This is a genomic window from Vibrio sp. sp1, assembly GCF_016920955.1.
Taxonomy (GTDB): domain Bacteria; phylum Pseudomonadota; class Gammaproteobacteria; order Enterobacterales; family Vibrionaceae; genus Vibrio; species Vibrio alginolyticus.
In genome coordinates, this window is sequence record NZ_CP060589.1 from 2,271,041 (window position 1) to 2,283,747 (window position 12,707).

At 45.3% G+C, this 12,707-nt stretch carries 10 protein-coding genes and 20 tRNA genes; 1 reads left to right on the forward strand and 29 read right to left on the reverse strand.

Going from position 1 to position 12,707, the window contains the following annotated elements; translation table 11 throughout:
* Positions 1 to 3: 3 nt before the first annotated feature.
* The 4 genes from corC to miaB form a co-directional block, all read right to left on the reverse strand.
* A complete protein-coding gene (corC, locus tag H9L11_RS10630) occupies positions 4 to 903 on the reverse strand; it encodes a CNNM family magnesium/cobalt transport protein CorC (protein ID WP_005384118.1) in 900 nt (299 codons plus the stop codon).
* Between the two features lie 105 nt (positions 904 to 1,008).
* Complete coding sequence (gene ybeY, locus H9L11_RS10635; protein ID WP_005373030.1) at positions 1,009 to 1,473, reverse strand: rRNA maturation RNase YbeY; 465 nt, start codon at positions 1,471 to 1,473, stop codon at positions 1,009 to 1,011.
* A 2-nt stretch (positions 1,474 to 1,475) separates the two neighbouring features.
* Entirely contained in the window at positions 1,476 to 2,573 is a 1,098-nt protein-coding gene (locus H9L11_RS10640) for a PhoH family protein (protein ID WP_005373033.1), read from the reverse strand.
* A gap of 73 nt (positions 2,574 to 2,646) precedes the next feature.
* Positions 2,647 to 4,071 carry a tRNA (N6-isopentenyl adenosine(37)-C2)-methylthiotransferase MiaB gene (gene miaB / locus H9L11_RS10645; protein WP_005373038.1) on the reverse strand — a complete coding sequence of 475 codons (1,425 nt, stop codon included), beginning with the start codon at positions 4,069 to 4,071 and terminating at the stop codon, positions 2,647 to 2,649.
* Positions 4,072 to 4,328: 257 nt separating this feature from the next.
* On the opposite strand from miaB, the gene H9L11_RS10650 reads away from it, so the two are divergent.
* Positions 4,329 to 5,507: a 2-octaprenyl-3-methyl-6-methoxy-1,4-benzoquinol hydroxylase gene (locus tag H9L11_RS10650; RefSeq protein ID WP_017821766.1), complete on the forward strand. Its 1,179-nt coding sequence runs from the start codon at positions 4,329 to 4,331 to the stop codon at positions 5,505 to 5,507.
* Between the two features lie 136 nt (positions 5,508 to 5,643).
* On the opposite strand, the gene H9L11_RS10655 is transcribed toward H9L11_RS10650, so the two are convergent.
* The 25 genes from H9L11_RS10655 to lolB form a co-directional block, all read right to left on the reverse strand.
* Positions 5,644 to 5,728: transfer RNA gene (locus tag H9L11_RS10655), tRNA-Leu, on the reverse strand.
* A gap of 53 nt (positions 5,729 to 5,781) precedes the next feature.
* Positions 5,782 to 5,856: transfer RNA gene (locus H9L11_RS10660), tRNA-Gln, on the reverse strand.
* A 50-nt stretch (positions 5,857 to 5,906) separates the two neighbouring features.
* Positions 5,907 to 5,991: transfer RNA gene (locus tag H9L11_RS10665), tRNA-Leu, on the reverse strand.
* 29 nt (positions 5,992 to 6,020) lie between these two features.
* Positions 6,021 to 6,105: transfer RNA gene (locus H9L11_RS10670), tRNA-Leu, on the reverse strand.
* Positions 6,106 to 6,151: 46 nt separating this feature from the next.
* A tRNA-Met gene (locus H9L11_RS10675) sits at positions 6,152 to 6,228 on the reverse strand.
* Positions 6,229 to 6,250: 22 nt separating this feature from the next.
* Positions 6,251 to 6,335 (reverse strand) — tRNA-Leu (locus tag H9L11_RS10680).
* 53 nt (positions 6,336 to 6,388) lie between these two features.
* Positions 6,389 to 6,463 (reverse strand) — tRNA-Gln (locus tag H9L11_RS10685).
* Positions 6,464 to 6,493: 30 nt separating this feature from the next.
* Positions 6,494 to 6,578: transfer RNA gene (locus H9L11_RS10690), tRNA-Leu, on the reverse strand.
* 54 nt (positions 6,579 to 6,632) lie between these two features.
* Positions 6,633 to 6,709, reverse strand: a tRNA-Met gene (locus tag H9L11_RS10695).
* A gap of 22 nt (positions 6,710 to 6,731) precedes the next feature.
* Positions 6,732 to 6,816, reverse strand: a tRNA-Leu gene (locus H9L11_RS10700).
* Positions 6,817 to 6,869: 53 nt separating this feature from the next.
* A tRNA-Gln gene (locus tag H9L11_RS10705) sits at positions 6,870 to 6,944 on the reverse strand.
* A gap of 30 nt (positions 6,945 to 6,974) precedes the next feature.
* Positions 6,975 to 7,059, reverse strand: a tRNA-Leu gene (locus H9L11_RS10710).
* A gap of 53 nt (positions 7,060 to 7,112) precedes the next feature.
* Positions 7,113 to 7,187, reverse strand: a tRNA-Gln gene (locus H9L11_RS10715).
* Between the two features lie 30 nt (positions 7,188 to 7,217).
* Positions 7,218 to 7,302 (reverse strand) — tRNA-Leu (locus tag H9L11_RS10720).
* Between the two features lie 53 nt (positions 7,303 to 7,355).
* Positions 7,356 to 7,430: transfer RNA gene (locus tag H9L11_RS10725), tRNA-Gln, on the reverse strand.
* A 30-nt stretch (positions 7,431 to 7,460) separates the two neighbouring features.
* Positions 7,461 to 7,545 (reverse strand) — tRNA-Leu (locus tag H9L11_RS10730).
* Between the two features lie 54 nt (positions 7,546 to 7,599).
* Positions 7,600 to 7,676: transfer RNA gene (locus tag H9L11_RS10735), tRNA-Met, on the reverse strand.
* Between the two features lie 77 nt (positions 7,677 to 7,753).
* A tRNA-Gln gene (locus H9L11_RS10740) sits at positions 7,754 to 7,828 on the reverse strand.
* Positions 7,829 to 7,860: 32 nt separating this feature from the next.
* A tRNA-Leu gene (locus tag H9L11_RS10745) sits at positions 7,861 to 7,945 on the reverse strand.
* A 40-nt stretch (positions 7,946 to 7,985) separates the two neighbouring features.
* A tRNA-Met gene (locus tag H9L11_RS10750) sits at positions 7,986 to 8,062 on the reverse strand.
* A 284-nt stretch (positions 8,063 to 8,346) separates the two neighbouring features.
* The gene (gene ychF, locus H9L11_RS10755) at positions 8,347 to 9,438 is read right to left on the reverse strand and encodes a redox-regulated ATPase YchF (protein WP_005393178.1); all 1,092 of its coding nucleotides are present in this window, start codon (positions 9,436 to 9,438) and stop codon (positions 8,347 to 8,349) included.
* Between the two features lie 10 nt (positions 9,439 to 9,448).
* Positions 9,449 to 10,039, reverse strand: a complete 591-nt coding sequence (gene pth, locus H9L11_RS10760; RefSeq protein WP_005384112.1) for an aminoacyl-tRNA hydrolase — start codon at positions 10,037 to 10,039, stop codon at positions 9,449 to 9,451.
* Positions 10,040 to 10,190: 151 nt separating this feature from the next.
* On the reverse strand, positions 10,191 to 11,135 hold the full coding sequence (locus H9L11_RS10765) for a ribose-phosphate pyrophosphokinase (protein ID WP_005393176.1): 945 nt from the start codon (positions 11,133 to 11,135) through the stop codon (positions 10,191 to 10,193).
* A 27-nt stretch (positions 11,136 to 11,162) separates the two neighbouring features.
* Complete coding sequence (gene ispE, locus H9L11_RS10770; protein ID WP_005384108.1) at positions 11,163 to 12,035, reverse strand: 4-(cytidine 5'-diphospho)-2-C-methyl-D-erythritol kinase; 873 nt, start codon at positions 12,033 to 12,035, stop codon at positions 11,163 to 11,165.
* Positions 12,032 to 12,670, reverse strand: a complete 639-nt coding sequence (lolB, locus tag H9L11_RS10775) for a lipoprotein insertase outer membrane protein LolB (RefSeq protein ID WP_017634843.1) — start codon at positions 12,668 to 12,670, stop codon at positions 12,032 to 12,034. Before lolB ends, ispE begins: the two co-directional genes overlap by 4 nt.
* Positions 12,671 to 12,707: the final 37 nt, after the last annotated feature.

The window sequence follows — 12,707 nt, forward strand, 5'->3', positions numbered from 1 at the left end:
GCGTTACTCTTGAGTGGCTTCAACCAGGGTTTCTTCGTCTGGGATCGTCACTTGGAGTTGAATGACACGACGGTTATCGGCAGCGGTGACTTTGAAGTTGTAGCCTTCAATTTCAACCAGTTCACCACGAGAAGGTAAGTGACCAAAGGCAGTCATGACCATACCACCAACGGTATCAACTTCCTCATCGCTGAAGTTGGTTCCGAATGTCTCATTAAACTCTTCGATGGTTGTCAGCGCTCTGACAGCAAACGTATGCTTGCTCAGCTTACGAATGTCCGTCTCTTCACTTTCATCGAATTCATCTTCAATATCCCCGACGATTTCCTCAAGGATATCTTCAATGGTCACAAGACCAGAAACACCACCGAATTCATCGACAACAATGGCCATATGATAACGTTCTTCACGAAATTCTTTCAGCAGTCGATCAACGCGTTTACTTTCCGGTACCACAACCGCTGGTCGAATGACTTCTTCGATATCAAATGGATTACTGCCTGAGCCTAAGTATTTAAGTAAGTCCTTCGCTAGAAGTATGCCTTCCACATGGTCTTTATCTTCGCTGATCACAGGGTAGCGAGAGTGTTGAGCATCGGTAATCAAAGCAACCAAGGTATCAAGGTCGTGAGTACGCTCAACGGTAACCATTTGCGAACGCGGGATCATAATGTCACGCACACGCATTTCGGAGATTTCCATAACACCTTCAAGCATATCGCGAGTGTCATGGTCAATCAGGTCGTTAACTTCAGAGTCGCGGATAACATCCACAAGCTCTTGGCGATCTTTTGGTTCGCCCTGAAATAGTTGACCTAGACGTTCAAAGAAGGACTTTCTACTCGGACCTTCTGCCTTTTCTTTCTTATCTTCGTTAGAAGAGGGAGAATTATCTTCGTTCATTGTTTCTCAATTAAGTAACGCTATCAGAAGTGTGATAGCACACATAGAGAGGCGAACACGAGAGTCATTTAGGTGGTTCGCCTTTCCCTGTCGAGTGGCCAATAGCTACTCTTTTTCAGCAATGTAAGGATCTTCATAACCCATACCTTGCATGATTTCGGTTTCGAGGGACTCCATCTCTTCGGCTTCGTCATCCTCTATATGATCATAACCTAGCAGATGCAAGCTGCCATGTACAACCATATGCGCCCAATGTGCTAGCAGAGGCTTGCTCTGTTCAACCGCCTCTTTTTCAACAACTTGGCGGCAAATAATCAAATCACCAAGTAAATCTATTTCCATACCAGGAGGTGCTTCAAATGGAAACGACAACACATTAGTTGGTTTATCTTTGCCGCGATACTCATGGTTGAGCGTATGACTTTCTTGTTCATCAACAATACGAATGGTGACTTCGGCTTGTGGTTGGAAGAGAGGAATGGTCTTATCTAGCCACAATTGGAAATCTTGCTGCGAAGGCAAACCTTCTTCATTTTCGACTGCCAGTTGCAGATCAAGTTCAATCGCCATGGTTATTCCTTAGTTGAAGCAACTTGTGCATTCAGTTCGGCTTTTGCTGCTTCTAGTAACTTCGCATCGCGTTCTTCACGACGGCGTTTCTCGAACTCTTTACGCTCTTTCTGGTCTTGTGCTTCCCACTTCTCGTACGCGTTAACGATACGAGCAACCACAGGGTGACGTACAACGTCGTCGGCCAAGAAGAAGTTAAAGCTGATGTCGTCAACTTCGCTTAGTACTTCAATAGCATGACGAAGACCCGATTTCGCACCACGAGGTAAGTCAATCTGCGTGACATCACCAGTGATAACCGCGCGAGAGTTAAAACCAATACGCGTTAGGAACATCTTCATCTGTTCAACAGTGGTGTTCTGACTCTCATCAAGAATGATAAAGGCGTCGTTTAGAGTACGACCACGCATGTAAGCAAGAGGGGCAACCTCAATCACGTTACGTTCAATCAGCTTCTCTACGCGCTCAAAGCCCAGCATTTCAAATAGAGCGTCGTATAGCGGACGTAGGTATGGGTCGACTTTCTGGCTTAAATCACCAGGCAGGAAGCCCAATTTTTCACCAGCTTCAACCGCTGGACGAGTAAGTAGAATACGACGGATCTCTTGGCGCTCTAGTGCGTCAACAGCTGCTGCTACAGCAAGGTAGGTTTTACCTGTACCAGCCGGGCCAATACCAAAAGAAATATCATGCGTGACCATGTTAACCAAGTACTGCGCTTGGTTTGGCGTACGTGGTTTGATCACACCTTTCTTGGTTTTGACGAAGACTTCTTTACCGTGCTCGATATTAGACTCAGTATTCTGCTCAAGAACACCAGACTCTTTGATCGCTAGGTGGATTTGCTCAGGCTCAATATCTGGGATCTCACCTCGTACAGGTGCGGTATCAACATATAGAGTTTTCAGGATATCCAGCGCAGCTGATGCGGTATGAGGTTTACCGACAATCGTAAAGTGGTCACTACGGTGGTTAATTTCAACGCCTAGACGACGTTCTAAATGCTTGATGTTGTCATCGAATGGGCCGCACAGGCTAGCTAGTCGGCGGTTGTCTGAAGGTTCTAGGTTAATTTCTAGAGTTACGATTTTATTGCTCAATGTTGCCTCTCATTTTTTGCCACTTAGTGAGAGCCTGATAACGACCAGGCTCTCTATGGCTATTTATACGAGCTTACGGCGTAAAAGTAGCTACACCCAGCTCATCTTCGCGACGTGTTTTCGCCATCATCTGCGTTGGGGAAATCACACTACGAAGATCCATGTCTTTTTCAGTACGTACTAGCTCACCACGCAGTGAGTTTGCAAATACGTCTACGATCTTCACATCAACGAACTGACCAATTAGGTCTGCACTACCTTCAAAGTTTACTACACGGTTGTTTTCTGTACGAGCGCGTAGTTCCATTAGATTTTTCTTCGAAGGACCTTCAACTAGAACACGTTGTTCTGTGCCAAGCATTAAGCGAGAGTAACGCATCGCTTGAGCATTGATAGTTTGCTGTAGTTCGTAAAGGCGCTCTTTCTTCACTTGTTCTGACACATCACAAGGGTAATCCGCTGCTGGCGTACCTGGACGTGGAGAGAAAATAAAGCTGAAGCTCATGTCAAAGTCTACATCTTTGATTAGCTTCATGGTGTCTTGGAAGTCTTTGTCTGTCTCACCAGGGAAACCAACAATAAAGTCTGAACTGATTTGGATATCAGGACGAGCTTTACGCAGTTTACGGATGATCGATTTGTATTCGATAGCGGTGTGAGGGCGTTTCATCATCGTTAGGATACGGTCACTACCACTTTGCACAGGTAAGTGCAGGAAGCTCACAAGTTCTGGCGTATCTTCGTATACTGCGATGATGTCGTCTGTGAATTCTAACGGGTGGCTCGTCGTGAAACGAATACGGTCGATACCATCGATAGACGCAACCAAACGAAGCAGTTCTGCAAATGAACAGATCTCACCATCGTGCATAGGACCACGGTACGCGTTTACGTTTTGACCCAGAAGGTTTACTTCACGTACGCCTTGTTCAGCAAGTTGGGCGATTTCGAACAGTACGTCATCCATTGGACGGCTTACTTCTTCACCACGAGTGTACGGTACGACACAGTAAGTACAGTACTTAGAGCAGCCTTCCATAATAGAAACGAATGCTGTCGCACCTTCAGCGCGAGGTTCAGGTAGGCGGTCGAATTTTTCGATCTCTGGGAACGAAATGTCCATAACTGGTGCATCATCGGACTGAGATTGTTTGATCATCTCAGGTAGGCGGTGCAAAGTTTGTGGGCCAAAAATAACGTCAACGTATGGTGCACGTTCACGAATATGGTCACCTTCTTGCGTTGCTACACAACCACCTACACCGATAACTACGCCAGGTTTTTTATCTTTTAGTGTTTTCCAGCGGCCTAGCTGGTGGAAAACTTTCTCTTGCGCTTTTTCACGGATCGAACAGGTGTTAAGTAGAAGTACGTCTGCTTCCTCTGGCTCTTCCGTCAGCTCGTAGCCGTTTGCAGCATTAAGCAGGTCGGCCATTTTTGATGAATCGTATTCGTTCATCTGGCAGCCCCAGGTTTTAATTAGCAGTTTCTTACTCATCTCACTTTCGCTCGTTCAGTTGTACTTAAATCGGAGAGCTATTGCTCAAATTATAGCCGCCATCACGGCGGTAAGCGGCGTATTGTACTGCTTTAAAAAGCACCTGACTAGTGATCTAGCTAATTCTCTGCAAAGCCTGATGAAATCTAGTTTTTCGCCCTATGCAGAACAAGGTTTTTTGTTAAACAATTTTGTAAAAATAGCCATGGAAAGTACAATAAAAAACGCCAATTAATCAGCACGATGAAGAGTGAAAAATGAACAAGTATGACATCGCCGTGATCGGTGGCGGTATGGTTGGGGCAGCCGTCGCTGTTGGATTTGCCAAGCAGGGCAGAAGCGTTGTCTTGGTTGAAGGTACAAAACCTAAAGTTTTTGATGCCGCTCAGGCGATGGATATTCGTGTATCTGCAATCTCGCACCAGTCGGTGGAGTTACTTGATTCACTCGGAGCATGGTCAGAGATCAAGAGCATGCGAGTTTGTCCTTATCGTCGCTTAGAAACTTGGGAGCACCCAGAGTGCCGTACTCGTTTTCACTCTGATGAATTGTCATTGGATCAGCTAGGTTACATCGTTGAAAATCGCCTAATCCAATTAGGTCTTTGGCAAGTCTTCTCTCAGTATGAAAATCTAACCGTGATGTGTCCTGAGCGATTAAAAGCCATTGAGTTTGCAGATGTAAACCTTGTGACACTAGAAAGTGGGGAGCAGTTTGAAGCTAACTGGGTGATTGGTGCTGATGGTGCAAACTCTAAAGTTCGTCAATTGGCTGGAATTGGTGTAACTGCGTGGGATTACCGACAACACTGCATGTTGATTAACGTGAAAACAGAATTGCCTCAGCAAGATATTACTTGGCAACAATTTACACCTTCAGGCCCACGTTCATTTTTACCTCTGTGCTCTTTGAGTAACGACGATGGTCAAGTAGTAGGCCAAGGTTCTTTGGTTTGGTATGACTCGCCTAAACGTATTAAACAACTGTGTGCGATGGGTAAACCTCAACTAAGGGAAGAAATCTTACGTCATTTCCCTGCTGAATTAGGCGATATTGAAGTTTTACAGTTTGGCTCATTCCCACTCACTCGTCGTCATGCGCAAAGCTACTCAAGCAAAAATTGCGTGTTAGTGGGTGACTCTGCTCATACGATCAATCCGCTTGCAGGGCAAGGGGTAAACTTAGGCTTCAAAGATGTAGACGTTCTCCTTTCGGTAACAGAGCACCAAGAAAAGCTGGAAGATACCTTACTCGCGAAATACGAACGCGCACGTCGACCTGACAACTTACTCATGCAGACGGGCATGGACTTTTTCTATAAAGGTTTTAGCAACGATCTTGGGCCATTGAAGTTCGTACGTAATGCTGCATTGAAGCTTGCTGAAAACTCAGGGCCAATTAAGGCTCAAGTACTGAAATACGCGTTAGGTATGTAGTAAGCTACTCAAATCACAGATAGAAAAAAAGCGAGCCATGAGCTCGCTTTTTTAATTCGGCAAATCTAATGATTTCCCGAGTCCAGAACCAAAAAAAAGAAAAAACCCAGCAAAGTCATGCTGGGTTTTCCGATAATGGTGCGGAAGGAGAGACTTGAACTCTCACACCTTGCGGCGCCAGAACCTAAATCTGGTGCGTCTACCAATTCCGCCACTTCCGCAACTTAATCTGTAGATATCAAGATAATTGGTAAAATCTCAATATCGTTGTATATGGCAGGGCTACCTGGATTCGAACCAGGGAATGGCGGCATCAAAAGCCGCTGCCTTACCGCTTGGCGATAGCCCTAGAGCGTAAATAGTCAAAGACTACTTAACCTCTCTTATCGAGAGAAAGAATGGTGCGGAAGGAGAGACTTGAACTCTCACACCTTACGGCGCCAGAACCTAAATCTGGTGCGTCTACCAATTCCGCCACTTCCGCGTATTCTGATAGTGTAGATTAATTTAAGATGGTGCGGAAGGAGAGACTTGAACTCTCACACCTTGCGGCGCCAGAACCTAAATCTGGTGCGTCTACCAATTCCGCCACTTCCGCATCTTAAATCTACGTGACTGATAGCTTATGCTAGCAATCTAATCAATGGTGGCTACGACGGGATTCGAACCTGTGACCCCATCATTATGAGTGATGTGCTCTAACCAGCTGAGCTACGTAGCCATTTTAAATTTTTGACCAAGAATGGTGCGGAAGGAGAGACTTGAACTCTCACACCTTGCGGCGCCAGAACCTAAATCTGGTGCGTCTACCAATTCCGCCACTTCCGCAACTTGATCTGTAGATATCAAGATAATTGGTAAAATCTCAATATCATTGTATATGGCAGGGCTACCTGGATTCGAACCAGGGAATGGCGGCATCAAAAGCCGCTGCCTTACCGCTTGGCGATAGCCCTACATTGCTCTAATAAAAGAGACTTAAATAATGGTGCGGAAGGAGAGACTTGAACTCTCACACCTTGCGGCGCCAGAACCTAAATCTGGTGCGTCTACCAATTCCGCCACTTCCGCAACTTATTCTGTAGTTATCAAGGTAATTGGTAAAAACCTAAATAACGTTGTTTATGGTGGCTACGACGGGATTCGAACCTGTGACCCCATCATTATGAGTGATGTGCTCTAACCAGCTGAGCTACGTAGCCATTTTAAAACTTTGATCAAGAATGGTGCGGAAGGAGAGACTTGAACTCTCACACCTTGCGGCGCCAGAACCTAAATCTGGTGCGTCTACCAATTCCGCCACTTCCGCAACTTGACCTTTAGATATCAAGATAATTGGTAAAATCTCAATATCATTGTATGTGGCAGGGCTACCTGGATTCGAACCAGGGAATGGCGGCATCAAAAGCCGCTGCCTTACCGCTTGGCGATAGCCCTACATTGCTCTAATAAAAGAGACTTAAATAATGGTGCGGAAGGAGAGACTTGAACTCTCACACCTTGCGGCGCCAGAACCTAAATCTGGTGCGTCTACCAATTCCGCCACTTCCGCAACTTATTCTGTAGATATCAAGATAATTGGTAAAATCTCAATATCATTGTATATGGCAGGGCTACCTGGATTCGAACCAGGGAATGGCGGCATCAAAAGCCGCTGCCTTACCGCTTGGCGATAGCCCTACATTGCTCTAATAAAAGAGACTTAAATAATGGTGCGGAAGGAGAGACTTGAACTCTCACACCTTGCGGCGCCAGAACCTAAATCTGGTGCGTCTACCAATTCCGCCACTTCCGCAACTTGATCTGTAGATATCAAGATAATTGGTAAAATCTCAATATCATTGTATGTGGCAGGGCTACCTGGATTCGAACCAGGGAATGGCGGCATCAAAAGCCGCTGCCTTACCGCTTGGCGATAGCCCTACATTGCTCTAATAAAAGAGACTTTAATAATGGTGCGGAAGGAGAGACTTGAACTCTCACACCTTGCGGCGCCAGAACCTAAATCTGGTGCGTCTACCAATTCCGCCACTTCCGCAACTTATTCTGTAGTTATCAAGGTAATTGGTAAAAACCTAAATAACGTTGTTCATGGTGGCTACGACGGGATTCGAACCTGTGACCCCATCATTATGAGTGATGTGCTCTAACCAGCTGAGCTACGTAGCCATCTTTTGGAGCGAGACAATATAAACCTTCACGCTCTCAGTGACAACCCCTTTTATAAAGGAATCTCACTTGAATAATGGCAGGTCTACCTGGATTCGAACCAGGGAATGGCGGCATCAAAAGCCGCTGCCTTACCGCTTGGCGATAGACCTGCAGGCAATAGTCACAATGACTATTTAAAATATGGTGCGGAAGGAGAGACTTGAACTCTCACACCTTGCGGCGCCAGAACCTAAATCTGGTGCGTCTACCAATTCCGCCACTTCCGCATCTATTCCTAACTGCTCTGATAAAAAGAACATTTAGGAATGGTGGCTACGACGGGATTCGAACCTGTGACCCCATCATTATGAGTGATGTGCTCTAACCAGCTGAGCTACGTAGCCAAAACCATATTTTTTGTTCTCAACGCTTTGTTGCCTTGTCGTTGGGAACGGCGCGCATTATGCGAAGTTGAGTGAGATCCGTCAACAGTTTTTTTTAATAAATTTCGGAAAAAACCTCGTTCGCTTCCTTTTTAAACAAAGAGGCGTGTTTATGATCTAAAACTGGAAATAAATTAGCTTGCAGTTGCGTAATTTATTTTTGTTCATTTACTTAAGGTATTAAAAAAGCCAGCTTAACAGCTGGCTTTTAGTGTAAATGAAGTGTTTAGAATTCATTCATTTAATTAAACATTGAAGCGGAAGTGTACAACATCGCCATCTTTTACGATGTAGTCTTTACCTTCTAGACGCCATTTACCTGCGTCTTTTGCGCCATTTTCACCATTGAATTGGATGAAATCGTCGTAACCAACTACTTCTGCACGAATAAAGCCTTTCTCGAAGTCAGTGTGGATCTTACCTGCCGCCTGAGGCGCAGTTGCACCAACAGGGATTGTCCAAGCACGTACTTCTTTAACACCTGCTGTGAAGTAGGTGTGTAGAGTCAGTAGTTCGTAACCAGAGCGAATTACACGGTTCAGGCCCGGCTCTTCGATCCCCATATCTGCTAGGAATTCTTCGCGATCTTCATCTTCTAGTTCAGATAGTTCAGATTCGATAGCTGCACATACAGGTACAACGACATTGTTTTCTTTTTCTGCGAACTCACGAACCGCATCTAGATATGGGTTATTTTCGAAGCCATCTTCGTTTACGTTTGCAATGTACATAGTTGGCTTCAGTGTTAGGAAGTTTAGATAGCCGATTGCTGCTAACTCTTCTTTAGATAGCTCAACTGTGCGTGCCATGCCGCCTTCAGTTAGTACTGGTAACAGTTTTTCTAGTACGGTTAGTTCAAATTTTGCGTCTTTATCGCCGCCTTTTGCCTTCTTCGCGTTACGTTGAATCGCTCGCTCACAAGAATCTAGATCAGCCATTGCAAGTTCGAGGTTGATCACTTCGATATCTTCGATAGGTGAAACTTTACCTGAAACATGAACAATGTTTTCGTTTTCAAAACAACGTACAACGTGGCCAATCGCGTCTGTTTCACGGATGTTAGCTAGGAATTTGTTACCTAAACCTTCACCACGTGATGCACCAGCAACAAGACCAGCGATGTCCACGAACTCCATCGTCGTTGGAAGAACTCTCTGTGGGTTAACGATCTTAGCTAGTGCGTCTAGACGTAGATCTGGCACAGGAACCACACCAGTGTTTGGTTCAATGGTACAGAACGGGAAGTTTGCTGCTTCGATACCCGCTTTAGTTAGTGCGTTGAACAGAGTTGATTTACCTACGTTAGGTAGACCAACGATGCCACATTTAAAACCCATGATAGTAACCTTATTCAGCTTTGAACGTGTGGAGGCGATTTTGTGCTTTAGATAGGCCATCCTTAATCAGGATATCTAGACAACGAACAGCCTCATCAGCTGCTGCATCTAAAAGCTCTTGCTCTTTAGCTGGCGCTTTACCTAATACAAAACCCGCCACTTTATCTTTGTGTCCCGGATGACCAATGCCAATACGAAGACGATAAAAATCTTTGTTATTGCCCAGTTTGCTAATGGTGTCACGCAGACCGTTGTGTCCACCGTGCCCCCCACCTTTTTTAAACTTAGCGACACCTGGCGGTAAGTCTAGCTCGTCATGAGCAACCATGATCTCTTCAGGTTTAATTTGATAAAATTTCGCAAGCGCTGCGATCGATTTACCTGATAGATTCATGAAGGTGGTTGGGATAAGCAAACGGAGATCCTGGCCATTGACCATAATGCGTCCTGTTAGACCAAAAAACTTTGGTTCGTTCTTCAGTGTAACGTTGTGAACGCGTGCTAATTCTTCTACAACCCAAGCGCCCGCATTGTGACGAGTTCTGGCGTATTCTGGTCCTGGATTAGCAAGACCAACAAGAAGTTTGATTTGTTGACTCAAGGTTAGGATCTCTCTGGAATCTCAAAAAGCGCAGTATGATAGCACAGAAAACTCGCGGTGGGCGACCAAGGGATTTTCTAGTTATCAGTACAAATAAAAAAACACCCCAAAGAGGGGTGCTTTTGAAATCAGTGTAACTGAAATGTTCGTATTAGTTGAACATTGCAGAGATTGACTCTTCGTTGCTGATACGACGAATCGCTTCAGCTAGCATGCGAGATAGGCTTAGTGTTGTCACTTTACCTGTTGCAGCCATCTCTTTAGACAGAGAGATAGAGTCAGTTACGATAACTTGGTCAAGAACTGAGTTCTTGATGTTATCCGCAGCGTTGCCTGAGAATACTGCGTGAGTAGCGTAAGCGAATACACGCTTAGCACCGCGCTCTTTTAGTGCTTCAGCTGCTTTACATAGTGTGCCACCTGTGTCGATCATGTCATCAACGATCACACAGTCACGACCTTCAACATCACCGATTAGGTTCATTACTTCAGAAACGTTTGCACGTGGACGACGCTTATCTACGATTGCGATGTCGATGTCGCCTAGTGCTTTTGCTGTTGCACGAGCACGAACAACGCCACCTAGGTCAGGAGATACCACTACAGGGTTATCTAGACCGCGAGCCTGCATATCTTCAAGTAGCACTGGCGTGCCGAAGATGTTGTCTACAGGTACATCGAAGAAGCCTTGAATTTGCTCTGCATGTAGGTCGATAGTTAGAACGCGGTCAACACCAACGTTAGATAGGAAATCAGCAACAACTTTTGCAGTAATTGGCACACGCGCAGAACGTACACGACGGTCTTGGCGAGCGTAGCCGAAGTAAGGGATAACTGCAGTGATACGGCCTGCTGAAGCACGGCGCATTGCATCAATCATAACAACCAATTCCATTAGGTTGTCGTTAGTCGGTGCACAAGTGGATTGAATGATGAAAACATCGCTACCACGAACATTCTCATTGATTTGAACTGCAACTTCGCCATCAGAAAAGCGAGAAACAGATGCATCACCAAGAGAGATGTAAAGACGATCAGCAATACGTTGGGCTAGTTCAGGTGTTGCGTTACCAGCAAATAGCTTCATATCAGGCACGGTGGAAACCTCGGGTTTGCGTCCAGTTTAAATAGGTCGGTGTGAGGCTGATTGGTATTCAGCCAAAGTCTCTTTTAATGGCGAAATATTGCGCCCTTGAGCGACAAATGCCGAGACTTTATCAGAGAGTTGTGCAAGGATAGTTTCTGCTTCAGATTTGCTCGAAAATTCAGCAAAAACGCAAGATCCTGTCCCCGTCAATCTTGACGGCGCGTATTGTAGCAGCCAAGAAAGTTGCTTATCAACCTCTGGGTAGAGCATTCGTACAATTTTTTCGCAATCGTTTACGCTTGGCGTATTTAAAAGTGTTTCTAGATCTCGTTTTGGGGTGTTTCGCGTTAGATCTGGATGACAAAAAACGTCGACGGTTGCGATAGATACATTCGGTCTGACGACTAAATACCACTTTTCTTCGGGATAAGCAGGAGAGAGTTTTTCACCAACACCTTCAGCAAAAGCTGCAAATCCGCGCACAAATACGGGCACGTCTGCGCCTAGTTTTAAACCTATTTCAGCCAGTTCGTCGTCAGTTAGATTCAGTTGCCATAAGTAATTCAGTGCCACTAATGCTGTAGCTGCATTCGATGAGCCCCCACCAATGCCTCCACCCATAGGCAGCACTTTCTGTAGCTCAATATGCGCGCCAAAAGGGCAGTTTGAGTAAGCTTGAAGCGCGGTTGCTGCTTTCCAAATTAAATTGTCTTGAAGAGGCACACCTTCTATCTCTGGAGAAATCGTAATATCACCAGAATGGTTCGCTTGAATGGTGAGCTCATCGCCGTGATCGACGAATTGGAATAAGGTTTGTAACTCGTGGTAGCCATTCTCTGTACGGCCGTTGATATATAGAAAGAGATTCAATTTCGCTGGTGATGGCCAGCGTGTTGAAAGTTCAATCATTGGGTGATGTTCCATTTTGTGATCACTAGATTTATTTTGACATCAGCTGTGGTGAGTTTCAGCTTATTTGGCAGAGGGAGAGACTGTTCATGCCATTGAACGTCGCCATATCGTTGATAAGCGATACTCCAATCATTTAAACCAATTTGTTTGTTTAACGCTTGCAGTGTATTGGTTGGAGACAGTTGGAATTTGTCGGCATCGGTCGGTAGACCTAATAGCCAGTCAGGCATGTGATCGACGGGCATCATCAACCCTGTAAGACGGTAAATCAGCTGATTAGCACTGCGAGAAGAAAGGACCTGATCATCGTAAGTTTCTACTGTGGCGCCTTGTGGGGTGATGGTGAGCTTTAATGCCGTTTGTCCGAGAATCGTTGTTAAACGCAACTGGCTTAGTGCTGAAGAATGTTTCCAGTAGAAGTTTAAATTTTGTCTTTGGTCTGGGCCAATATAACCAAGTTTCCCCGTTGCTTGAAAATCTTGGATGGTTTCGAGTCGCTGCTCATGAGCTTGCCATTCAACGCTGGTAACACTTTCAGGAACGGACGAACAACCAGCGAGCAGTAAGCTCGACAAGAAAAAAAGAATAAAGGAGCGTAACGTCATGTTTGATGGCTTATTAATCAGTTTCATCGGGAATCGCTCACAACTATAGCATTGAAAAGTCGCA

Bases quoted from the DNA above. Each gene is read 5' to 3' on its own strand.
- corC (WP_005384118.1), bottom strand. From the start codon at position 903: ATGAACGAAGATAATTCTCCCTCTTCTAACGAAGATAAGAAAGAAAAG.
- ybeY (WP_005373030.1), bottom strand. From the start codon at position 1,473: ATGGCGATTGAACTTGATCTGCAACTGGCAGTCGAAAATGAAGAAGGT.
- miaB (WP_005373038.1), bottom strand. From the start codon at position 4,071: ATGAGTAAGAAACTGCTAATTAAAACCTGGGGCTGCCAGATGAACGAA.
- H9L11_RS10650 (WP_017821766.1), top strand. From the start codon at position 4,329: ATGAACAAGTATGACATCGCCGTGATCGGTGGCGGTATGGTTGGGGCA.
- ychF (WP_005393178.1), bottom strand. From the start codon at position 9,438: ATGGGTTTTAAATGTGGCATCGTTGGTCTACCTAACGTAGGTAAATCA.
- ispE (WP_005384108.1), bottom strand. From the start codon at position 12,035: ATGATTGAACTTTCAACACGCTGGCCATCACCAGCGAAATTGAATCTC.
- lolB (WP_017634843.1), bottom strand. From the start codon at position 12,670: ATGAAACTGATTAATAAGCCATCAAACATGACGTTACGCTCCTTTATT.